Source organism: Chromobacterium vaccinii (assembly GCF_000971335.1).
Lineage (GTDB): Bacteria > Pseudomonadota > Gammaproteobacteria > Burkholderiales > Chromobacteriaceae > Chromobacterium > Chromobacterium vaccinii.
This window is the reverse complement of sequence record NZ_JZJL01000011.1, coordinates 1-23189: the sequence shown is the minus strand read 5'-3', so window position 1 is coordinate 23189 and position 23189 is coordinate 1. Positions and strand designations below refer to the sequence as shown.

The 23189-nt window shown below is 61.1% G+C and carries 21 protein-coding genes; 10 read left to right on the top strand and 11 right to left on the bottom strand.

The window, feature by feature from the left end; all coding sequences use genetic code 11:
- The first annotated feature begins 83 nt into the window (after positions 1–83).
- Both VL52_RS07440 and VL52_RS07435 read left to right on the top strand, forming a co-directional pair.
- The gene (locus VL52_RS07440) at positions 84–2528 is read left to right on the top strand and encodes a S9 family peptidase (RefSeq protein WP_046156452.1); all 2445 of its coding nucleotides are present in this window, start codon (positions 84–86) and stop codon (positions 2526–2528) included.
- 320 nt (positions 2529–2848) lie between these two features.
- Positions 2849–3256: a hypothetical protein gene (locus tag VL52_RS07435; protein WP_046156451.1), complete on the top strand. Its 408-nt coding sequence runs from the start codon at positions 2849–2851 to the stop codon at positions 3254–3256.
- A gap of 113 nt (positions 3257–3369) precedes the next feature.
- Here the strand turns inward: VL52_RS07435 and serC are convergent, their stop codons facing one another.
- The 8 genes from serC to VL52_RS07395 all read right to left on the bottom strand — a co-directional run bounded on the left by serC (position 3370) and on the right by VL52_RS07395 (position 11796).
- On the bottom strand, positions 3370–4458 hold the full coding sequence (gene serC, locus VL52_RS07430; RefSeq protein WP_046156450.1) for a 3-phosphoserine/phosphohydroxythreonine transaminase: 1089 nt from the start codon (positions 4456–4458) through the stop codon (positions 3370–3372).
- Positions 4459–4588: 130 nt separating this feature from the next.
- Complete coding sequence (locus VL52_RS07425) at positions 4589–5029, bottom strand: PaaI family thioesterase (RefSeq protein ID WP_046156449.1); 441 nt, start codon at positions 5027–5029, stop codon at positions 4589–4591.
- Positions 5026–5493 (bottom strand): PaaI family thioesterase, encoded by a 468-nt coding sequence (locus tag VL52_RS07420; RefSeq protein ID WP_021476766.1) that lies wholly within the window; start codon positions 5491–5493, stop codon positions 5026–5028. The genes VL52_RS07425 and VL52_RS07420 overlap by 4 nt, the downstream gene beginning before the upstream one ends.
- Positions 5493–8198: a DNA gyrase subunit A gene (gyrA, locus tag VL52_RS07415; protein ID WP_046156448.1), complete on the bottom strand. Its 2706-nt coding sequence runs from the start codon at positions 8196–8198 to the stop codon at positions 5493–5495. The genes VL52_RS07420 and gyrA overlap by 1 nt, the downstream gene beginning before the upstream one ends.
- Positions 8199–8477: 279 nt before the next feature.
- On the bottom strand, positions 8478–9287 hold the full coding sequence (locus tag VL52_RS07410) for a MetQ/NlpA family ABC transporter substrate-binding protein (protein WP_046156447.1): 810 nt from the start codon (positions 9285–9287) through the stop codon (positions 8478–8480).
- A gap of 24 nt (positions 9288–9311) precedes the next feature.
- A complete protein-coding gene (locus VL52_RS07405) occupies positions 9312–9998 on the bottom strand; it encodes a methionine ABC transporter permease (RefSeq protein ID WP_021476763.1) in 687 nt (228 codons plus the stop codon).
- Positions 9999–10736 carry a methionine ABC transporter ATP-binding protein gene (locus VL52_RS07400; RefSeq protein ID WP_046156446.1) on the bottom strand — a complete coding sequence of 246 codons (738 nt, stop codon included), beginning with the start codon at positions 10734–10736 and terminating at the stop codon, positions 9999–10001.
- Positions 10737–11046: 310 nt separating this feature from the next.
- The gene (locus tag VL52_RS07395) at positions 11047–11796 is read right to left on the bottom strand and encodes an endonuclease/exonuclease/phosphatase family protein (RefSeq protein WP_021476761.1); all 750 of its coding nucleotides are present in this window, start codon (positions 11794–11796) and stop codon (positions 11047–11049) included.
- A 306-nt stretch (positions 11797–12102) separates the two neighbouring features.
- Here VL52_RS07395 and VL52_RS07390 point away from each other — a divergent pair, with 306 nt between their 5' ends.
- From VL52_RS07390 to VL52_RS07355, 8 genes are all read left to right on the top strand, one after another.
- On the top strand, positions 12103–12528 hold the full coding sequence (locus VL52_RS07390; RefSeq protein WP_082107194.1) for a LexA family protein: 426 nt from the start codon (positions 12103–12105) through the stop codon (positions 12526–12528).
- The gene (locus tag VL52_RS07385) at positions 12525–13811 is read left to right on the top strand and encodes a Y-family DNA polymerase (protein ID WP_046156445.1); all 1287 of its coding nucleotides are present in this window, start codon (positions 12525–12527) and stop codon (positions 13809–13811) included. Before VL52_RS07390 ends, VL52_RS07385 begins: the two co-directional genes overlap by 4 nt.
- 201 nt (positions 13812–14012) lie before the next feature.
- Entirely contained in the window at positions 14013–14474 is a 462-nt protein-coding gene (locus VL52_RS07380) for a ricin-type beta-trefoil lectin domain protein (protein WP_046156444.1), read from the top strand.
- A gap of 937 nt (positions 14475–15411) precedes the next feature.
- The gene (locus tag VL52_RS07375; protein ID WP_046156443.1) at positions 15412–18258 is read left to right on the top strand and encodes a ribonucleoside-diphosphate reductase subunit alpha; all 2847 of its coding nucleotides are present in this window, start codon (positions 15412–15414) and stop codon (positions 18256–18258) included.
- A 216-nt stretch (positions 18259–18474) separates the two neighbouring features.
- Positions 18475–18900, top strand: a complete 426-nt coding sequence (locus VL52_RS07370; RefSeq protein ID WP_046156442.1) for a DUF6841 family protein — start codon at positions 18475–18477, stop codon at positions 18898–18900.
- 61 nt (positions 18901–18961) lie between these two features.
- Complete coding sequence (locus tag VL52_RS07365; RefSeq protein WP_046156441.1) at positions 18962–19357, top strand: hypothetical protein; 396 nt, start codon at positions 18962–18964, stop codon at positions 19355–19357.
- A 14-nt stretch (positions 19358–19371) separates the two neighbouring features.
- On the top strand, positions 19372–19593 hold the full coding sequence (locus tag VL52_RS25660) for a hypothetical protein (RefSeq protein ID WP_046156440.1): 222 nt from the start codon (positions 19372–19374) through the stop codon (positions 19591–19593).
- A gap of 45 nt (positions 19594–19638) precedes the next feature.
- Positions 19639–20721: a ribonucleotide-diphosphate reductase subunit beta gene (locus VL52_RS07355; protein WP_046156439.1), complete on the top strand. Its 1083-nt coding sequence runs from the start codon at positions 19639–19641 to the stop codon at positions 20719–20721.
- A gap of 357 nt (positions 20722–21078) precedes the next feature.
- On the opposite strand, the gene VL52_RS24985 is transcribed toward VL52_RS07355, so the two are convergent.
- From VL52_RS24985 to VL52_RS24460, 3 genes are all read right to left on the bottom strand, one after another.
- Positions 21079–21234, bottom strand: a complete 156-nt coding sequence (locus tag VL52_RS24985; RefSeq protein WP_160298925.1) for a hypothetical protein — start codon at positions 21232–21234, stop codon at positions 21079–21081.
- 121 nt (positions 21235–21355) lie between these two features.
- Positions 21356–22387 carry a tetratricopeptide repeat protein gene (locus VL52_RS23825; protein ID WP_082113672.1) on the bottom strand — a complete coding sequence of 344 codons (1032 nt, stop codon included), beginning with the start codon at positions 22385–22387 and terminating at the stop codon, positions 21356–21358.
- A 160-nt stretch (positions 22388–22547) separates the two neighbouring features.
- Positions 22548–23018 (bottom strand): hypothetical protein, encoded by a 471-nt coding sequence (locus VL52_RS24460; protein WP_144410185.1) that lies wholly within the window; start codon positions 23016–23018, stop codon positions 22548–22550.
- Positions 23019–23189 lie beyond the last annotated feature (171 nt).

Below are 23189 nucleotides of genomic sequence, written 5' to 3'. Positions count from 1 at the left end.
TGCCATCCGCTTGACCGGACAGCCAGGCTGGTGCAATTTGGCTGTCCGCGTCCCGCCCATCGCACGAATGATCAGGAAATCGCATGATCCGCAGCCAGAATCTCCTGGCCGGCCCTTTGCTGGCCGGCCTGCTTGTCCCGCTCACCGCCCTGGCCGAAGGCTATCAGACCCCGCCGCCCGAGTTGGCCGCGCTGGTCGACGCCCCGCGCACGCCGCTGCAGTCGCTGAATCCCCGCAACGATACCGTGCTGCAGACGCATCGCCCCGGCCTGCCCGGCATCGCCGATGTCGCCCAGCCTGAGCTGAAGCTGGCGGGGCTGAGGCTCAATCCCAAGATGCGCGCGGCCAGCCGCTTCGATTTCGGCAACGCGCTGTCGCTGCTCGACGTGGCCAGCGGCAAAAGCCGCGCCGTGACCGGCCTGCCGGCCAAGCCCCGCATCGCCGATAGCGCCTGGTCGCCGGACGGCAAGCAGGTGGCGCTGAGCCTGTGGGGCGAGCGCGGCGTGGAGCTATGGCTACTGGACGCGGCCAGCGCCCGCGCGCGCCGGCTGGGCGATTTCCATCTGAACGCCGCCAGCGGCCGCGGCTTCGCCTGGATGGGCCAACAGCTGCTGGTCAAACGGCCCCCCGCCGAACAAGGCCCGGCGCCGGAGAAGCCAGCCGCGCCGGCCGGCCCCAATATCCAGCAGAGCGCCGGCGGCGCGCTGTCGCAAACCCGGACTTATCCCGACCTGCTGAAAACGCCTTACGACGCCGACTTGCTGGACTACGAGCTCAGCAGCCAGCTGGCGCTGGTGGACATCAGCGGCAAGGCGAAGCTGATCGGCAAGCCCGACCGCTACCTGTCGGTGCAGGCCTCGCCCGACCGCCAGTACCTGCTGGCGACGCGCTTGCTGCGCCCCTATTCCACGCTGGTGCCGATCAGCCGCTTCCCGCGGCTGGTCGAAGTGATCGACCTGCAGGGCCGCAGCGTGCGCCAGGTGGCCAGGCGGCCGCTGCTGGAACGGATGCCGTCCGGCAACGACGCGGTGGCGACCGGCCCGCGCGAAATCGGCTGGCGCGCCGACGCGCCGGCCACGCTGTTCTGGGCGGAAGCGCAGGACGGCGGCGATCCGTCGGTGGACGCCAAGGTGCGCGATGCCTTGTTCCTGCAACCGGCGCCGTTCAAACAAGCGCCGTTCAAGCTGCAGGAGCTGGCCAGCCGCTTCGCCGACGTCCAGTGGGGACGGAACGATCTGGCCCTGATCAGCGAGTACTGGTGGAAAACACGCGATCTGAAGGTCTGGCGCGTGCGTCCCGCCGAGCCGGGACAACCGCCGGCGCTGCTGAACCAGCGCAGCTCCGAAGACCGCTACGCCGACCCCGGCAGCCCGGCCATGGTCAGCAACGCCGACGGCTTGCCGGTGCTGCAAACCAGCCCGGATGGCGGCAGCCTGTACCTGCTGGGAGACGGCGCAAGCCCCGAGGGCGACCGCCCCTTCATCGACCGTCTGAGTCTCGCCGACAACAAGACCACCCGGCTATGGCGCTCGCAAGCGCCATGGTACGAAGCCCCGCTGGCGGTGTTGAACGGCGGCGAGCGCGCGCTGCTCAGCCGCGAGCAGGCCGATGCGCCGCCCAATCTGTACCTGAAAGCCCTGGACCAGGACGGCGGGCTGAGGCAACTGACCTTCTTCCCGCATCCGACGCCCCAGCTCAAGAATGTGCAGAAGCGGCAGCTGCGCTACAAGCGCGCGGATGGCATTGATCTGACCGCCACGCTGTATTTGCCTCCCGGCCACGACGCCAAGCATGACGGACCGCTGCCGATGCTGATGTGGGCCTATCCCACCGAATTCAAGAGCGCCGACGCCGCCAGCCAGGTCACAGACTCGCCATATCGCTTCAACCGCGTCGGCTACTGGGGACCGGAAGCGCTGCTGGCGCGCGGCTACGCCGTGCTGGACGATCCATCCATGCCCATCGTCGGCGCCGGCAAGCAGGAGCCCAACGACAGCTACCTGCCTCAACTGAAGATGGACGCGCAGGCGGCGGTGGACGAAGTCGTGCGGCTGGGCGTGGCCGACCGCGACCGCATCGCCATCGGCGGGCACTCGTACGGCGCCTTCATGACCGCCAACCTGCTGGCCCACACTCGGCTGTTCCGCGCCGGCATCGCCCGCTCCGGCGCCTACAACCGCACGCTGACGCCATTCGGCTTCCAATCCGAGGAGCGCGACTTCTGGCAGGCCAAAGACATCTATCAGACCATGTCGCCGTTCAATTACGCCGAACAGATCAAGGATGCGCTGCTGCTGATCCACGGCGAGGCGGACAACAATCCCGGCACCTTCCCGATCCAGAGCGAGCGGATGTACCAGGCGCTGCAAGGCCTGGGCGCCACGGTTCGGCTGGCGATGCTGCCCGCGGAAAGCCACGGCTACCGGGCCCGGGAATCCATTCTGCACATGCTGTGGGAAGAAGACCGCTGGCTGGATCAATATGTGAAGCATGCGAAACCGCGCGCCCAGGAAACCGGACCGCAGTAAATTTCAACGAGCGCCGGGCCGGCGAGTTTTAACCGGCCTGGCTTGCGAGAAGGAAAAACTCCTGAAGCCCGGCTCTGCCGGGCTTTATGATTTTCCACAAGAAAACCGGCTATTCACTCAAAGGCTGGCTATCTTTTTTCCTCGCATCCTATTTTCCTCGTCCTGAGAACACTAGAAAATCGGCGGGATGCCATTCACTCCGCACTTCCGCTGCCCTGCGCGCATATTTCAGCTTGCGCTTTGATTCTGTGTGTACAAAATTGATTATGGCGAGCATTGAAATGCTTTAATAACGCTTGCCGGTAAAAGCGGGACATCCCATGCACAAGGACAACGGCCACCGCCTTCACATCGAACAGCCAGGCCGACCCAGGCTGTATCAATTCGATGATCTGAACGGCTACGAAGTGGTAGGAGTGATCACCCTCGCCGGCCGAAGCGGCGCATTGGTGAGAAAATACAGCAACGGCATCTACAGCATGGCCAATTCAGGCATATTGCGGCCATTGGATCAGCGGCGGGTGAAAATGGCGCTGGGCATCGGCACCAATGCCGGCGCACCTCCCAAAATGCAGGGCGGCGCGCGCCATAATGTCTATCTCGACGCCGAAAGCATCGATATCGCGATGGAGCTGGGAGGCGGAAACATCAGCAAAGGCATACGGCTGGCGCTGAGAGTCCGCGCCGACGCCGACTGCGATGAATTGCCCAAGCCGGCGGCAGCCTAAGCCAAATAGCGAAAAACCTGACGATTCGCAATGGGGCCAGCCGACTCCCCTCTTTAAGGCGCAAAAAACGGGAGCCCGGCCAAGCCAGCGCTCCCGTCCTCGGCCGCGCCGGATCAGCCGTATTGCCGCGCGAAATCCTGCATGAAGTTGACCAGCGACTTCACACCCTCGATCGGCATCGCGTTGTAGATCGACGCGCGCATGCCGCCCACCGCGCGGTGGCCCTTCAGCTGCGCCAGGCCATTCTTGCGCGCCTCCAACAGGAAGATCTCGTCCAGCGCCTCGTCCTTCAGCTTGAACACCACGTTCATCTTGGAGCGGAACGGTTGCTCGATATGGGTGGAGTAGAAACCGCCGCTGCTGTCGATCACGTGGTACAGCAAGCCGGCTTTTTCCTCGTTGCGGGTCGCGATTCCCTTGACCCCGCCCTGCTCCTTCAACCACTTGAACACCAGGCCGGCGATGTAGATCGGGTAAGTGCCCGGCGTGTTGTACATCGAGTCGGCATCGGCGTGGACCTGATAGTTGAGCATGGTCGGGATATCGGCGCGCGCCTTGCCCAGCAAGTCCTCGCGGATCACCAGCACGGTCAGGCCTGACGGCCCGATGTTTTTCTGCGCGCCGGCATAGATCATGCCGAAGCGGCTGACGTCGATCTCACGCGACAGGAAATCGGACGACATGTCGCAGACCAGCGGCACGCCATGCTGCTCGGCCGGGATGTACGGAAACTGCAGGCCGCCGATGGTCTCGTTGGAGGTGTAATGCAGGTAGGCGGCGTTCGGGTCGCGCTGCCAGCTTGCCTCTTCCGGGATGTAACAGAAGTTGCGGTCCTCGCTGCTGGCCGCCACATTCACCTTGGCGTAGCGCTTCGCCTCCTTGATGGCCAGCTTGGACCAGTGGCCGGTATTGACGATGTCGATGCTGTCCTTGTCGCCCAGCAGGTTCAACGGCGCCATCGCGAACTGCAGCGACGCGCCGCCCTGCAGGAACAGTACCTTGTAACCGGCCGGAATGCCCATCAACTGGCGCAGATCCTGTTCGGCGTCATGGATGATCTCCATGAACTCCTTGCCGCGATGGCTCATCTCCATCACGCTCATGCCGGAGCCGTGCCAATCCAGCAACTCGCTTTGCGCCTCGGCCAGCACCTGGTGCGGCAATACGGCGGGACCGGCGGAAAAGTTGTACACCTTGGCCATGTCTATCCTCTGTTTCTTTGCGTGTGTCGGGTCAGCCTGCTCCGGGCTGCGTTGCTACGAGTGTATAAAAAAACCGGCGTCTCCCGCCAGGGATGCGCCGGTTTGTCTGCGGACAGTACAAACAAACTGTTCAATTGGTCAGCAGGAAATGGGCCCGCGCCACCGCCACCGGCTTGGAGCGGTCGTCCTGCCAGGCTTCGATCAGCACATGGGCCACCCGCTTGCCCTGCTTGGTGATCTCGCACTGGGCGAACAGCGTCTGCGGCCGGCCGGGACGCAGATAGTCCAACGAAAAGTCCACGATCTTCGGCGCTTCCAGCGACTCGCGGTTCCACATCAGATGTATCATCGCCGCGCTTTCCATGAAGCCGCCGATCAGGCCGCCGTGCAGCGCCGGCAACGTGGTGTTGCCGACGTTGCGCGGGAGGAACGGCAGCTCGAATCGCAGCTCGCCCCGCTCGTCCTCGGCCATCAACGTGCCCATCAATTTGACGTAGGGCAGCGCGTCCACGACCTCCGCGTAGGCCTTGCGGTCGCGCAGCCCGGCGAAGCGTTGCATGAATTCGCTCATTGCCCACCCTCCTGCACCATCGGCGTACGGCTGGACTCGCGCATGAAAGTGGCCACGCCGTGCGCGATCGGGTCGGCCGGATCGTCGTGATAGCACACCGCGCGGGTGAAGGCGATCTGGCTGGCCAGCCGGTAGCACTCGGCGGTGCAGTGGATGGCCTTGCCCGGCGTCGCGGACTTCAGATAGTCGATGCGCAGATCCAGCGTGGCGATGGTTTCCACCTCCGCCAGCTGCGCGGTGACGGCGATGGCGCTGCAGGTGTCCACCAGCGAGGTGATCACCCCTCCGTGCAGGATGCCGGTGGCCGGATTGCCGACCAAGTCCTCGCGCCACGCCAGCTTCAGCGTGGGCTTGCGCCCATCGGTGCCGACGTATTCGAAACCCAGGGTCGCGCAGTGCGGGAAGGAGACGAAGAGCTGGCTCATCATCTCCAACACCCGGGGATTGGCCGGTGTCGGAATCATCACGCCTCGCCCTGCTCCGGCGCGGCGTCGCCGTCAACTTCGCTCTCGCCTTCCACGCACTCGGCTTCGGATTCGGCCACGATCTCCAGACCGATCAGCTTCTCGCCCTCGTCCAGATTGATCAGGCGCACGCCCTGGGCCGAGCGGCCGGTTTCGCGCACTTCCGCCACCTTGGTGCGGATCAGCACGCCGCCGGTGGTGATCAGCATGATGTCGTCGGTTTCCTCCACCAGGCTGGCCGCCACCAGCTTGAAGCCGGTCTTGTCGGTCAGGTCCATGGCGATCACGCCCTGGGTGCCGCGGCTGGTGCGGCGGAAATCGCCGACGCAGGTGCGCTTGCCGTAGCCGCCGTCGCTGGCGGTCAACACCATCTGGTCTTCGGAGTTGGTCACCAGCAGGGAAATCAGCTTCTGGCCTTCGCCCAGCTTCATGCCGCGCACGCCGCGGGAAGTGCGGCCCATCGGACGCACCTGGCTTTCGCTGAAGCGCACCGACTTGCCGGCGTCGGAGAACAGCATCACCTGATCGCCCTCGACAGATTGGGCGTCTTCAATCAGCTCGCCTTCGATGATGGTTTCGTCCTCGGACACCACGTCATCTTCGTCATCGCCCTGGCCCGCCACGCTCTTGCCGCAGGTCAGCGCCACGCCCACCAGGTAGTTGCCCTCATCCAGATTGATGGCGATGATGCCGGCCGCGCGCGGCTTGGAGAAGGCGCGCAGCGGCGTCTTCTTCACCGTGCCGTCGGCAGTGGCCATGAACACGTACTGATCGTCGCGGAATTCCTTGACCGGCAGCAGCGCGTTGATCTTCTCGCCGTCTTCCAGCGGCAACACATTGACCATGGGCTTGCCGCGGCTCTGGCGGCCGCCCTGCGGCAGGTCGTACACCTTGCGCCAGTAGCAGCGGCCGCGGCTGGAGAAGCACAGCACGTAGTCGTGGGTGTTGGCGACGAACAGCGTCTCGATGAAGTCGTCGTCCTTCGTGGCCGCCGCCTGCTTGCCGCGGCCGCCCCGGCGCTGCGAGCTGTAGTCGTCGATCGGCTGCGCCTTGATGTAGCCGGTATGCGAGATGGTCACCACCATGTCCTGCGGGGTGATCAGGTCTTCGATATTGATGTCGCCGCCGTACGGCTCGATTTCCGAGCGGCGCGCGTCGCCGAACTGGGCGCGAATGGCGTTCAGCTCTTCGCTGATGATCTGGCTGATGCGCTCCGGGCGGGCCAGGATGTCCAGCAGGTCCTGGATCACGTCCATGATCTCGCGGTATTCGCCGACGATCTTGTCCTGCTCCAGGCCGGTCAGGCGCTGCAGGCGCATGTCCAGGATGGCCTGGGCCTGGGTGTCTGACAGGTGGTAGCCGTCGTCCTTCATGCCGAAGGACGGGTCGATGTTCTCCGGACGCGCCTTGTCGCCCTCGACGCGGGACAGCATGTCCTCCACCAGCGAGGAGCGCCAGGCGCGCGCCATCAGCGAGGCCTTGGCTTGCGGCGGCGCTTCGGACGCCTTGATCAGCGCGATGATCTCGTCGACGTTGGACAGCGCGACGGCCAGGCCTTCCAGCACGTGGCCGCGTTCGCGCGCCTTCTTCAGTTCGAAGATGGTGCGGCGGGTGACCACCTCGCGGCGGTGGCGCAGGAACTCTTCCAGGATCTGCTTCAGGTTCAGCAGGCGCGGCTGGCCGTCGACCAGCGCCACCATGTTCATGCCGAAGCTGTCCTGCAGCTGGGTCATCTTGTACAGGTGGTTGAGCACCACTTCCGGCATTTCGCCGCGCTTGAGCTCGATCACCACGCGCATGCCGGACTTGTCCGACTCGTCGCGCAGGTCGGAGATGCCCTCGATCTGCTTGTCGCGCACCAGTTCGCTGATGCGCTCCAGCAGACGGGCCTTGTTCACCTGGTACGGAATCTCGTCGACGATGATCGCTTCGCGGTCGCCCTTGCCGATCGGCTCGGTATGGGTGCGCGCGCGCATGATCACGCGGCCGCGTCCGGTGCGGTAGCCTTCTTTGACGCCGGCGGTGCCGTAAATGATGCCGGCGGTCGGGAAGTCCGGCGCCGGGATGATGTCGATCAGCTCGTCGATGGTCAGATCGCTGTTGGCCAGCAGCGCCAGGCAGGCGTCCACCACCTCGTTCAGGTTGTGCGGCGGGATGTTGGTGGCCATGCCCACGGCGATGCCGGACGAGCCGTTGACCAGCAGATTGGGGACTTTGGCCGGCAGGATCAGCGGCTCATGTTCGGAGCCGTCGTAGTTGGGGCCGAAATCCACGGTTTCTTTTTCGATGTCGGCCAGGAGCTCGTGCGCGATGCGCGCCATGCGGATTTCGGTGTAACGCATCGCGGCGGCGTTGTCGCCGTCCACCGAGCCGAAGTTGCCCTGGCCGTCCACCAACGGGTAGCGCAGGGAGAAGTCCTGCGCCAGGCGCACGATGGTGTCGTACACGGCGGTGTCGCCGTGCGGGTGGTATTTACCGATCACATCGCCAACGATACGGGCCGATTTCTTATAGGCGCGGTTCCAGTCATTGGACAGCTCGTGCATCGCGAACAGCACGCGGCGGTGCACCGGCTTCAGGCCATCGCGCACGTCCGGCAGCGCCCGGCCCACGATCACGCTCATCGCGTAATCCAGGTAAGAACGGCGCATCTCCTCTTCGAGGCTGATGGGAAGCGTTTCCTTGGCGAACAGGTTATCGGTCATAAGTATCTTGATTCGTAAGGATGATCCGGCCAGCGCCGCGGCGGCGCGCTTCGCATGTGCGATTTCGCGCCCGCACCGGCGCTGGCCGACGGATGTGACAATCTTTCCATTCTACCACGAAAGGCATGACCCATGCCTGCGGCGCAAGCGCGGCGGGCCGCAAGCGGCGCGGCGTCGGGCATATATGAGGCATCGGGATGCGCGCCTTCGCGACGGGCATAAAAAAGGAGGGCCGAAGCCCTCCGCAAGTCTTGTAGCCAGGAGTGTTACAAGAAAAACTCAGTTCCAGTTCTGCGGCAGCTTGTAGCCGGCGAACTTCTGTTTGGTGTAGGACTTGAACGCCGGCGAATTGTAGGCGGCGACCACGTCCTTGGCCCAGGGCTTGCCGGCGTCCGCCGCGCGCACCACGCCCCAGTTCACGTAGGCGTAGCTCTTCTCCTGGAAGACGGCGTCGGTCAGCTTGATGCCGGAACTGGTGGCGTAGTTGCCGTTGATCACGGCGAAGTCCACGTCGCTGCGGGAGCGCGGCAGCTGGGCGGCTTCCAGCGGCACGATCTTCACTTTCTTCACGTTGTCGGCGATGTCGCGCTCGGAAGCGGTCAGCGGATTGATGCCCGGCTTCAGCTTCACCCAGCCCAGATCGCTCAGCATCACCAGCGCGCGGGCGAAGTTGGACGGATCGTTAGGCGCGGCGATGGTCACGCCCGGCTTCACATCCTTCAGCGACTTCAGCTTGCCCGGGTAGATGCCCAGCGGCGCGGTCGGCACCTGGAACGCCTCTTTCAGCGACAGCTTGTGCTCTTTGGCGAAGTTGTCGAGATAGGGCTTGTGCTGGAACACGTTCACGTCCAGCGAGCCTTCCTGCAGCGCCAGGTTCGGGCGGACATAGTCGGTGAACTCCACCAGCTTCACGGTGTAGCCCTGCTTTTCCAGCTGGGGCTTGATCGACTGTTTGACCATGTCGCCGAAGTCGCCGACGGTGGTGCCGATGACGATCTGCTTCTTGGCCGGGTCGGCAGCCAGAACCTGGCCGGACAGCGCCAGGCCCACGATGGATGCGGCAACTGCCTTGATCACGAATCTACGCATTATTCTCTCCTTTAAATTTTGAAATCAGCGCTTGTCGAGTTTTGCCGCCAGGCGGTTGCCCAGCAGCTGGATGATTTGCACCAGCACCACCAGCAGCAGCACCATGGCCACCATCACGTCGGTCTGGAAGCGGTAGTAGCCGTAGCGGATAGCGAGGTCGCCGATGCCGCCGCCGCCCACCACCCCCGCCACCGCGGTGTAGCTGAGGAAGCTGATGGTCAGGATGGTGAGGCTGGAGATCAGGCCGGAGCGGGCCTCGTTCACCAGCACCTTGAAAATGATCTGGGCCGGGCTGGCGCCCATCGCCTCGGCGGCCTCCACCACGCCGCGCGGAATCTCGCGCAGCGTCTGCTCCACCAGGCGGGCGAAGTACGGAATGGCGGCGAAGGACAGCGGCACCGACGCGGCCACCGGGCCGATGGTGCTGCCCACCAGCGCGCGGGTCAGCGGAATCAGCACCACCATCAGAATGATGAAGGGGAAGGAGCGCACCAGGTTCACCAGCCAGCTCAGCACGCCGTTGACGGTGCGGTTGGCGAACATCTGGCCGGGCTGGGACAGATACAGGATCACGCCCAACGGGCCGCCAAGCAGAATGGCGGCGGCCAGGCCCACACCCAGCATCACGCCGGTCTCCAGAATGGCCTGCCAGATTTCCGGCCCCATGGACTGCAGGTTCTGCAGCGCTTCGTTCAGAGTTGCGGCATCCATTTACGCGGCCTCCAGCAGCGAACGGGCCAGATCGGAATCGGCCTCCACTTCGCGATTGTTCACATCGACCACCTCCACCACGCGCCCTTGGTCCAGCACGGCGGCGCGATGGCAGATGCTGCGCACCACGTTCATTTCATGGGTGACGATCACTACGGTGACGCCGAAGCGCGTGTTGATGTCCTGCAGGCAGTCCAGAATGGATTGAGTGGTTTTCGGGTCCAGCGCCGAGGTGGGCTCGTCGGCCAGGATCACATGCGGACGCGGAGCCAGGGCGCGGGCGATGCCGACGCGCTGCTTCTGGCCGCCGGACAGCTGGGCCGGATAATGATTGGCGCGATCTTCCAGGCCGACCACGGCCAGACACTCGGCGACGCGCTTCTCGACATCCGCCTTGCTCCAGCCGGCGATCTCCAGCGGGAAGGCGACATTGCCGGCCACGGTGCGGTTGGCCAGCAGATTGAATTGCTGGAACACCATGCCGATGTTTTGGCGAGCCGCGCGCAGCTCCTTGGGAGACAGGCTGGTCAAATCCTGGCCGTCGACGATCACCGCGCCGGCGTCAGGGCGCTCCAGCAGATTGATCAGGCGCAGCAAAGTGGATTTGCCGGCTCCGGAGAAACCGATCAGGCCGAAGACTTCGCCGGCCTTGATGGTCAATGAGGTTTCCGCGACGGCATCGAACCAGCCGCCCTCGGGGCGACGGAACCGTTTACGGACATTTTGCAGATGAATCATTCCAAACACTCCCAAAGCATAAAGCCCACCGATTGCTGCGGCGGGCTTTGCTGTGGAAATCTTCGGAATATTCCGGGAGACTTATGTAGACAGGTTTAGGTGTTGCTGGGTCTGTCTACCCACGCTTTAGCTGTTTTACGCCCGCAAGCTGTGTTCAAATCGGCGATAAATTTGATTGAGATTGAACATCTTTTTTCGCTTAGCGTCAACACCCTTTTGAAAAAATATAAGCAATCGTCTCGTTATTGCGAAAAATTCTTTGCAATATAATTGCAAGGAATTTCCATATTTCTCTTGGTTATAGTTGTTGCTACAACGGCCGGATCTCCGCGCACAGCGGCAAATGGTCAGACAAGCCGGACCACGGCCGGCCGCCCAACACCCTGGCCGACTCCACCTTCAAACCGCGCACATAGATGCGGTCCAGCGCCAGCATCGGCATCCGCGCCGGAAAACTTTGCGCATGGCGGCCATGCAGCGTCAAAAACGCCTCCTCCAGGCCCAGCTCCTGCCGCAGCAGCGCGCTGGCCTCGCCGCGCCAGTCATTGAAGTCCCCAGCCAGGATCAGCGGCAGATGATCCGCTATCCCCTGCCGCACGTAATCGGCCAGCCCGCGATATTGCCTGCGCCGGTCGAAGGCCAGCAGATTGAAATGGCCGCACAACGCCACCACCGGCTGCGGCCAGCCATCCGGCTGCAACAGGCACTGCAGCACGCCGCGGCTCTCGAAACGATTGACCGAGATATCGCGGTTGCACCACTCGCGGACATGAAAACGAGTCAGCAAGGCATTGCCATGATGGCCGTGCCGATAGCTGGCGTTCAGCCCGTACACCGCGCGATGCGCCAGTCTGCCTGCCAAATAGTGGTGCTGCGGCTGGACAGGCCAGATCTGGTGGCGCAAAGCCCGCTCCAGGTTCTTGCCCTGCACCTCCTGCAGAAACAGCATGTCCGGCGACAAATCCGCCAAAGCCTCGGCCATGCCGCCCACCTTCACATGCCGGTTCAGCGGGGACATGCCCTTGTGGATGTTGTAAGTGCATATCGTTATGCTTTTCATATGATTATCAATGACTTGAAACAATCATCCAGAGTTAAGCCTCAGCAAAGCAGCGCTCCATCGATTCATTAAAAATCAAATGCTTGCGCAGCGCTCCCAGCCTAAGCATGTGAACCAGCTTTCTACATTTTACGACACGTCCCGGCATCCGATACGAGCCGCCGCCGCGCGCCCGTCATTCGGGATAGACCACCTCGCCATGCAAGCTCAAACCGCGAGCGCATAAAGTCGCCGCTCATCGAATTCCGCTTGGCAAACGGGCGGCGCCTATAGTAATTTGAATTTGTACAATTTCAAAAAAGCGCCATGGACATTTCCAGCATGCCGACCATCCATCGCCAGCCAGCCGCCATCCCCATGGCCGGGCACCCGGTGCGCGCCGGGTTTCCGTCTCCGGCCAGCGACCACATGGATAACGCCATCAACCTGCACGACTACCTGGTGGCCGACCCGCTGGCCACCTTCATGGTACGGGTTCGGGGCGACTCGATGCGCGACGCCGGCATCCTGGACAACGACATACTGGTGGTCGACAAAGGCCTGCCGCCCCGGCATGGCGATATCGTGATCGCCGTGATGGATGGCGAGTTCACCGTCAAGCGGCTGCACCGCAAGGAAAGCCGGTGCCTGCTGCTCGCCGCCAACCCCGCCTACCCTGCCATTGAGCCCGCGGATGGCCAGGAGTTGCAGATCTGGGGCGTGGTGACCGCCTGCGTGAGGAAGCTGAAGTGAGCGTTTTCGCCCTGGTGGACGGCAATAATTTCTACGCCAGCTGCGAGAGGGTGTTCCGGCCCGACCTGGCGGACAAGCCCATCGTGGTGTTGAGCAATAACGACGGCTGCGTGGTGGCCGCCAGCGCCGAAGCCAAGGCATTGGGCTTCCAGATGTTCGGCCCTTACTTCGAAATCGCCGGCCTGTGCCGGAAATACGGCGTCACGGTGTTTTCCAGCAATTACGCGCTGTACGGCGACATGAGCCGGCGCATGATGGCGATACTGGCCCAGCATGCCCCCAGCCAGGAGGTCTATTCGATTGACGAGTGTTTTCTGGATCTGGCCGGCATGTCCGACACCGATGCGCTGGCCCGGCGGATGCGGGAAGACGTATGGCGCCGCATCGGCATTCCGGTCAGCGTCGGCATCGGCCCCAGCAAAACGCTGGCCAAGCTGGCCAACCACGTTTCCAAGCGCGTAGAGGGCTGGGACAATGGCGTATTCGACTGGAGCTGGCTCTCCCCGGCCGAAACCGACGCGCTGATGGCGCGGCTGCCGGTCGGCAAGGTCTGGGGCGTCGGCCGCAGGTTGGCGGCCAAGCTGATCGACAAACATATAGATACTGCCCTGAAGCTGAAACGCGCCGACCCGCGCTGGCTGCAGCGGAATTTCAGCGTGACGCTGGAACGCACGGCGGCGGAGCTGAACGGCGCCAGCTGCCTCAGCCTGGAAGACGCGGCGCAGCCGCGCCAGCAGATCATATCCAGCCGCTCTTTCGGCGAAAAAACCGCCGACCTCGCCGTGCTCACTGCCGCTGTCAGCCATCACATCGCCCGCGCCGGCGAAAAGCTGCGCGAACAAGGCAGCGCGGCGCGGCTGGTCGGCGTCAGCGTGCGCACCAGTCCTTTCGGCGACGATCCCTACCACGGCTACACCATCGTGCCGCTGATCCACCCCAGCGACGACACCATGGCGCTGGCCGCCGCCGCGCTGGCAGGCCTGCGCGCCGTCTACCGCCGCGGCCTGCGCTATCAGAAAGCCGGCGTGGTGCTGATGGAGCTGTCCCCGCGCGAGCGGCGGCAGGCCGACTTGTTCGCCGCCGCGCCAGATCCGCGCCGGCAGCGGCTGATGCGGACGCTGGACTCGATCAACCAAACCTACGGCCACGGTTGCGTCAAACTGGCGTCGGAGGCGCTGACGCCCAATTGGGAAATGCGCCAGGACGTGCGGTCGCCCCGATACACCACCCAACTGAGCGAGCTATTGCTCATCAGCTCGCATCATTCAACCAATCAGTATTAAATAAGCCTCTCAATAAAAATAAAATTGAGATATTTAATTCAACATACCAAATCACAACCTTGGGCGTAAGTAAAACGCACAAACAAGAAGCCAATTACACCCGAATTAAGCATTTAAACTTAAGCAATTACTCATATAGATAAAGCATGAACATTAACTATCCTTGCTATGGGCACATGCTCATTACTCGAGGAGTCCATCATGGAACAACGCTACGTTCTCCGTTCCACCCAAGACAACCGCTACTGCATCGGCGTCGTCGATGACACCAATGGCGGCAAAGTCGTGCTGGCCAAGTATGAAAGAGGCGGCACCACCCGCACCCGCTGGACCCTGGACCCCTTCACCGGCTTGATTCGCCTCGCCTCGTCGGAACAACTGGTTCTGGACGCCACACCCCAGACGCAAGGCGCGCAGCTTACCGTCACCAATTATCAGTTCGGCAAGAAAAGCCAGACTTGGGATTGGGTGAAAAAGCCGCAAACCATCATCAATAGCGGAAACGGCATGGTGGTGGATAACCAGGGCGCCGTGGTGGAACTGGGCAATCCCATCATTCTGTATACCGATCACAACGGCAACAACCAGCACTGGGAATTCCAGGTGGTGGAAGTCGCGCTGTTCAAGACTGTCGCCGAAGAGGAAGCCGCAGGCGCGAAATAATATCGCGCGGCCTTTGCCGGCAAGGTGTTCAAGCAATACCAAGGGAGTGATGATTTCCGAACAGGAAACGCCTCGGCGTGTTGCTGCGCCGCCATAACCGCATTACCCGCGGAAAACGCCGCCCGTTGCTTGACTGGCAATAACCAGCCTCAAGCATATTTCAATGGCCGGCGAAGTTATTTCAATCCCTTGCGCAAACTCAGCCATTCCTTATCAGGATGTTTGGCAATCCAGAGCGGCGGCTACCCCGCCGCTCATTGCCACGTTAAATGGATCCATTCCAGGCCCGCGCCATCAACGCAGGCCCGCGAGCGGGGTCACGCGCAACCGTACCGCCGGCATCAAGAACGATGCTCCCCTCTTCCATGCCGCTGACCAGACACCTCCCAAGGCGCCGGCGCGCCGCCGGGAGCCTGCCATTCGCCAGCTCATCAGGCCATCCAGCAACTTGGACAACAGCTCCTCCGCGCAGCGCCGGAAGAAAGCCAGCCTCCCACCACAAGCCCGGCATGCCGTCTCGCGCCGGCATCGCCGCGCCCGCAACTTTCACGCCATGGTCGTAGCGGCCACGCAACAGTGCATGTCTACAACATCTTGTGGCCGTCCAATCATGGGCAACAGCTGCTAGCGTATCCAGCGTTTCCTGCAATTTTCTGACAGCCGCATCCGCGCGCCATTTTATCCGCCAAAAATTTTCCCGCCCCGCAAAGCCAATAACGGCGCGGCTTTCCTCCCCGCGGCCAGATTCCCGGCCAAAGTCAAGACTTGAACTACATCCCCCCCACCACTAGAATTTGGGCAGATTTGACGGTGCTGACGGTACATCTTGTGTTTACCCACAGCCCGCACACAGCTTTTCAACAGAATTGTCCACAAGCTGACCTGTCCTCAAGAACGCAGCGCAGCCGGACGTAAACTTCTCTTTATCGAGGGATACATGCAACTGACCACCTTTGAAGGGCAAACCGCCGCGGAACTCGGCCGCGCAGCAGCGCCGCAAGCCGACTTCAGCCTGTACAAAACCATCCGACGCAATGGCGCGGTGGTGCCGTTCGAGCCCGTCAAGATCTCCATCGCCATGACCAAGGCCTTCCTGGCGGTGATGGGACATCAAGGCGCCACCTCCGCCAGCATCCGCGACAAGGTGGCCCAGCTGACCGAACAGGTGGTCAACGCGCTGATGCGCCGCAAGCCCGAAGGCGGCGCCATCCACATCGAAGACATCCAGGACCAGGTTGAACTGTCGCTGATGCGCTTTGGCGAGCACGACGTGGCCCGCGCCTACGTGCTGTACCGCGAACAACGCTCGCAAGAGCGCGCCGCCCGCGGCGAAGCGCTGACCAGCGTGCAAATCAACGTGCTGCGCAAGGACGGCCGCAAGCTGCCGCTGGACGTGGCCCGCCTGCGCGCCAACATCGAAGCCGCCAGCAAGAACCTGGCCGGCATCGACGTGGACGCCATCCTGGCCGAAACCCTGAAGAACATCTACGACGGCGTGCCGGAAGAAGAAGTGGGCAAGTCCGCCATCCTGGCCGCCCGCTCGATGATCGAGCTGGATCCGGCCTACGATTACGTGACCGCGCGCCTGCTGATGGGCAACATCCGCCTGGAAATCCTGGGCGAAGCCGTGAGCCAGGACGAAATGGGCAAGCAATACGCGCCCTACTTCGCCGACTACATCAAGAAGGGCATCGCCGCCGAGCTGCTGGACGAAAAGCTGGCCGAATACGACCTGAAAAAGCTGGGCGCGGCGCTGGACGCCGAACGCGACCTGCAATTCGGCTACCTGGGCCTGCAAACCCTGTACGACCGCTACTTCCTGCACGTGGACGGCACCCGCATCGAAATGCCGCAGGCTTTCTACATGCGCGTCGCCATGGGCCTGGCGCTGAACGAAGTGCACCGCGAAGACCGCGCCATCGAGTTCTACAACGTGCTGTCCAGCTTCGACTTCATGTCGTCCACCCCGACGCTGTTCAACTCCGGCACCCGCCGCAGCCAGTTGTCCAGCTGCTACCTGACCACCATCGCGGATGATCTGGATGGCATCTACGAAGGCATCAAGGAAAACGCGCTGCTGTCGAAGTTCGCCGGCGGCCTGGGCAACGACTGGACCCCGGTGCGCGCCATGGGCTCGCACATCAAGGGCACCAACGGCAAATCGCAAGGCGTGGTGCCGTTCCTGAAAGTGGTGAACGACACCGCCGTCGCCGTGAACCAGGGCGGCAAGCGCAAGGGCGCCGTCTGCGCCTACCTGGAAACCTGGCACGCCGACATCGAGGAATTCCTCGAGCTGCGCAAGAACACCGGCGACGACCGCCGCCGCACCCACGACATGAACACCGCCAACTGGATTCCGGACCTGTTCATGAAGCGCGTGATGGAAGGCGGCGAGTGGAGCCTGTTCTCCCCGTCCGAAACTCCGGACCTGCACGACCTGTACGGCCAGGCATTCGAAAAGGCCTACACCGCCTACGAAGCCAAGGGCGCGCGCGGCGAGCTGAAGGTGCACAAGCGCATTCCGGCCCTGAGCCTGTGGCGCAAGATGCTGACCATGCTGTTCGAAACCGGCCACCCGTGGGTCACCTTCAAGGACCCGTGCAACATCCGCAGCCCGCAGCAGCACATGGGCGTGGTTCACAGCTCCAACCTGTGCACCGAGATCACGCTGAACACCAATGACGACGAAATCGCCGTCTGCAACCTGGGTTCCGTGAATCTGTCCGCGCACCTGAAGGAAGACGGCAGCCTGGACGCCGACAAGCTGCAGCGCACCATCCGCACCGCGCTGCGCATGCTGGACAACGTGATCGACATCAACTTCTACCCGGTGAAGAAGGCGCGCAACTCCAACCTGAAGCACCGTCCGGTGGGCATGGGCATCATGGGCTTCCAGGACTGCCTGCACATCAAGCGTGTGCCGTACGGCTCCAACGCCGCTGTGGAATTCGCCGACGAATCCATGGAAATGGTCGCTTACTTCGCCTACCTGGCCTCCACCGAGCTGGCCGAAGAGCGCGGCCGCTACCCGTCGTACAGCGGCAGCCTGTGGGACCGCGGCGTGCTGCCGCACGACAGCATCAACCTGCTGGCGGCCGAGCGCGGCGGCTACCTGGAAGTGGACCGCACCGAGCGCATGGACTGGAACAAGCTGCGCGACCGCATCAAGCAGCACGGCATGCGCAACAGCAACTGCCTGGCCATCGCCCCGACCGCGACCATCGCCAACATCATCGGCGTGTCCGCGAGCATCGAGCCGACCTACCAGAACCTGTTCGTGAAATCCAACCTGTCCGGCGAATTCACCGTCACCAACGAATACCTGGTGCGCGATCTGAAAGCCGCCGGCCTGTGGGATGAAGTGATGGTGGCCGACCTGAAATACTTCGACGGCAGCCTGGGCCAGATCGACCGCGTGCCGGCCGAACTGAAAGCCATCTACGCCACCGCCTTCGAAGTGGACCCGAAATGGCTGGTGGAAGCGGCCTCCCGCCGCCAGAAGTGGATCGACCAGGCGCAGTCGCTGAACCTGTACATGGCCGGCGCTTCCGGCAAGAAACTGGACGAGCTGTACAAGCACGCCTGGCTGCGCGGCCTGAAGACCACCTACTACCTGCGCACCCTGGCCGCCACCAGCGCCGAGAAGTCCACCGGCCGCGGCGGCGAGCTGAACGCCGTGTCCAGCCAGGCGCAATCCGCGCCGGCAGCCGCGGTGGACAACACCCCGGCCACCGACGCCAAGTTCTGCAGCATCGACAACCCCGATTGCGAATCCTGCCAGTAAGGCGGATTTCGTAGGGTGGAACACCCCGCAAGGGGCGTTCCACCGAATGGGCGAAACCTCTCGCGAGGTTAAGCCAAACCGGGAGGCGCAAGCCTCCCCATCCTCAAGCCGCTTGGCCTCCAGGCGGTTTCGGGATGCAAGCCCCGGCCCCGCGCGGATAGCGGCGGACTGGAAAAATGCAATGCCCCGACGCAATGACGAGACGAAAGCCCCGCAATGAGCCTGGAAGCATTTTTCGCGCAGTACCGAGAAGGCTATTCGCAGCTGGATGTGGATGCCGTGATATCGCACTTCGCCGTGCCCTTCACCACCATCCACCATGGCGACCTGGCCTGCTGGCAGGACATGTACTCGTTGCGCGCCACCACCTCGGCCCTGCTGGAGTGGTACCGCGCCCAGGGCTTCGCCGGCGCGGCGCACCAAGTGGAAGGCGTGCTGCCGATGGGCAACGACGCCGCCTGCGCCACCCTGATCTGGACCGTGGAGCGCAACGGCCAGCCGCCCTGGCGCTACCGCACCGGCTACCACCTGAAACGGACGGCCGGCCAATGGAAGATTTACGGCGTGGTGCAATACGACACCGCGCCGGAACAGCAGACGATGGCCCAGCCATCGTCACAGCCGCCAGTCGAAGCCGGCTGACGCGAAACGTGCCGGCCGGGTCCGGCGGGCACGGCAACAGGCAGCGCCATGGGAGGGTCAGATGCAGACATTTGAAAACATCGGCATTACCGGATTTTGCGAAGAAAAATCGCACAACCCGGACAAGCAGTTCCTGCTGTTCAACATGTACCTGCACCTGAGCGCCGCGCCGCCCAACGAGTGGAAAGACTTTTTCAGCGAATCCCGCCGCCTGCCCCGCGCCCAGCTGTGGCGCAAGGCCTGGATAGAAGGCGACACCCTGGTGGTGTACTGCCAGCCGGAAGAGCTGCAGCAGGAAATCGAAGAATTGAAGGAAGACCTGGCCGTGGCCAATCAGCAATACCGCCAGCTGCAGACGCTGCGCATCCAGCGTCGGCGGCTGCAGGAGCAAGTGGAGCAAGAAGAGGCCTGTGAACGCAGGCTGATCCGCCAACTGGCCCAGCAACTGCGCTTTTAGCCGCGGGAGACGCCATGAGCACCACCGCCTATTACCTGCTGCGCAAGAGCGTGAGCGGCCGCAGGCCCCTGGTGGCCGACGCCGGCGCCCACACCCTCAGCGTGCAGGCCGCCCCGCCGGACGATGCGCCGTCCGCGCCCGGCAGCATTGAAATCACCCGGCAAAGCCAGCTGCAGCCGGCCCAAGCCATGCAGGCCCAGGCCCCGCAACCGGAAAAAGCCGTAAAATCCGCATAAGCAACCGCCGCGTCCGCGCGGCAAAACCAAGAATCAGGAGCACCCATGCTGAATTTCGAAGACGCCGTCCCCGCCCCGTCCGCCGCCCCCTCCGCCATGGACGCCCATGGCAGCGGCCGCGTAAACGTGGTGGACAAGAAGGTGATCAACGGCACAACCGACGTCAACCAGCTGGTACCGTTCAAGCACAAATGGGCTTGGGAAAAGTACCTGGCGCAGTGCGCCAACCACTGGATGCCGCAGGAAGTGAACATGCAGCGCGACATCGAACAATGGAAAACCGGCCAACTGACCGAAGACGAAATGCGCGTCGTCAAGCGCAACCTGGGCTTCTTCGTCACCGCAGACTCCCTGGCCGCCAACAACATCGTGCTGGGCACCTACCGCCAGATCACCAGCCCGGAATGCCGCCAGTTCCTGCTGCGCCAGGCCTTTGACGAAGCCATCCACACCCACGCCTACCAGTACATCGTGGAAAGCCTGGGCCTGGACGAAGGCGAAGTGTTCAACGCCTATCACGAAGTGAAGTCCATCCGCGACAAGGACGAATTCCTGATCCCGTTCATCGACGTGCTGTGCAACCCGGAATTCAAGACCGGCACCATCGAAAACGACCAGAAACTGCTCAAGTCCCTGATCGTGTTCGCCTGCATCATGGAAGGCCTGTTCTTCTACGTCGGCTTCGTGCAGATCCTGGCCCTGGGCCGCCAGAACAAGATGACCGGCGCCGCCGAACAGTACCAGTACATCCTGCGCGACGAGTCCATGCACTGCAATTTCGGCATCGACCTGATCAACACCATCAAGCTGGAAAACCCGCTGCTGTGGACCGACAGCTTCAAGGCCGAGATCGTTGAGCTGTTCAAGCAAGCCGTGGAGCTGGAATACGCCTACGCCGAGGACACCATGCCGCGCGGCGTGCTGGGCCTGAACGCCAGCATGTTCAAGGAATACCTGCGCTTCATCGCCAACCGCCGCATGCAGCAGATTGGCCTGGACCCGCTGTTCCCGGGCGTGAACAACCCCTTCCCGTGGATGAGCGAGATGATCGACTTGAAGAAGGAGAAGAACTTCTTCGAGACTCGCGTCACCGAGTATCAGACTGGCGGGGCGTTGAGCTGGGATTGATGTCAGGTGTCAGAAATCGGAAAGGTTGAAATTTTGTAGCCAAAGTTTGCAACTTCCGATAGTCAAAGCACGGAATCTTGCTTTGCTCGAAGAAAGGGCCCTGTCACTACAGGGCCCTTTCCATATTGCGATCGGCAGTATCAGTAATCGGAAGTAACCTCTTACTTGAACATTGGAGTGCGCTCGCCTCTCGGCCCATGCGGTCCTCCACGGCATCTGCCCTGAGTGGCCATTCCGGGAGGGAATAATATACTCAAGAAATTCTTGCCTAACACCTAGTGATAATTTCCAGAAGGCTTTCCCTGCGCTTGAGCCAAAATGGATTTGTCACCAATATCATTACGATAATTCCTATATCTAAGTAGCATTGATTGCCAGAAGGAGCGGCACATTGCTCTCAGCAAAGAGGGCTTCCAGCAGACATCCAAGTCTTGATGATGCTTCGGTCGAAACAATTCTGCGGCATGCTTCGAGGAAATTATTTCCAGCATTGCCGAAATGTTTTTCGTACATCTGGTTCTGCTTGAGGATGTCTAGACTTTTCAAGGTGACGGTGTTGAACTCATGAACTCTCAGCGCCCGCATAGCCGTTATGTATGGTTGCCCATATCATCCAGCGGTATGATCTGCCCCCTTAAACGGCCCCACTAGCGTCTAATTTTTTCCGAAGTGCAGCAGCTCTCTTCTGTACCCCAACCTTGCTGTTTAGAGCCAAAGCTTTTTCATAGGCATTAAGGGCCTCAGGGAAGTGACTAAGCAAGTCGTAGGCCTCGCCACGAACACGGTGTGCAATGGCCCCCCAGTCGGATCGTTCCCCAGCTCCCTCTGCGAGAGCCGCATCAGCGGCGTTCAAAGCCTTCTTAGCATTGGCCGGTGTCGGATCTTTCTTGAGTAGTTCGCGTGCCGCTGAAATCTTTGTGCTGAAATTTCCTTTTTGAAGTTGAGCATCCAGAAACTGCTCAACATCGAGAAACATTCCGTCACGAGCATACCTGAATGTACCAAGCTGTTCATGCTCGACAAAGAAAGCCTCCAACTCCCCATCTGCGTCCACTTCAAATATATATTTATCAGCCCAACCGGTTACCGGCTGTACGAAAAAAATAGAACATCGCCTATTTAAATCCAGAACTTCAAGATGGTTACCATCCTCGCCTGGAGCATTACATGTTTGAACAGCAGCATAACGACCACAATTCGATAGACCAATATTGTGAATATTGGAAGTGTAATGCCTGCGATAGATTTCACATCCATCACGCCCCACTGCAATTAAATCACCCTGAAGTTCCGACCCAAAACCAGAATCATGAACGATGTATGCCCCATTATCTGCAACCGCCGAGTCTACTGGACGAGCAATATGGGACAATTCGTGAATAATCTTGTCGGCAAGACAATCGAACAAGATAACCCGGCCATAACCCTTTTCTCGAAAACCGCCAGTACCGGCACCATCGTAATCACTACAAGCAACGCACAATTTCTGGTTGGGGGACAGGTATGTTTTGCCGAAAAAATCCGGGTCTATCAGGGTGAGCCAGCCATTTGAAAGCTCGAAATGGCTTTTCTTGTGACTTAGCCCGGCACTTTCCTTGACAGAAGTTTTAGGTGAAAATTGCTTGCCACCAATAAGAAATCGAAATATTCTGGTTAGTAGATTCATTCGTGACATTCCTGGATCTTAACTCATTCTCATTTACAGCCTAGCTCGTAATCGTCGAGCAGTATAATTTCTTCGGCAGAACGTAGTAGCCATTAAGGGTGGCGAGCCGCAACGCGGCGAAGCATCCCAATGAGCGATAGTGAACGATTTGAACACATTGTTATACACTGTAGTTTGCGAACATCTCTGCATGCTCGTCTTTACCCCATAAATACGTAGTCAGTTCAATAAAGACAACCATTGCCATCTGCCTAGGGCTTAACTTTTCATCCGGAAGAGCATTTCTCACTCTACGAACTCGCTCCGGGAAGGGTCTCACAATATTGTTTAATGTTTCATCAGACACATATGCGAACGGGTTATGTGAAAGCTCATTTCGTATCGCGGTCAACGCTTTCAAGGACTCGCACAAAAATGGGCTAATTAACACGTTTTTTTCAACCACCTTAAGCTTTCTTGAATAAGAAACAAAACCATTTCTCGGCATATCAGAGCTAGCCGATTGACTGCGAGAGATTAGGGCGTCCAGATATAGTTCGGTCAGCGAATGAAAGCGTACAAGTTGATTCATCGGATCATCAGTGTCACCCAAGCACCTAATCAAAGCAGCAAGCTCTATTGATTTATCCATGCCCTTGTTTTTCTTGCATAATTGTGTACATTCGGACGTCAGTACCCGTATAGCAATTGATATTGCTGATAACTATTATCATACCCGAACGACATGTCTTTCAAACACTTAGCCATGATCGTGCCCGCATAACAACATGCACTCTACCGGACACCATGGCCACACCTTAAC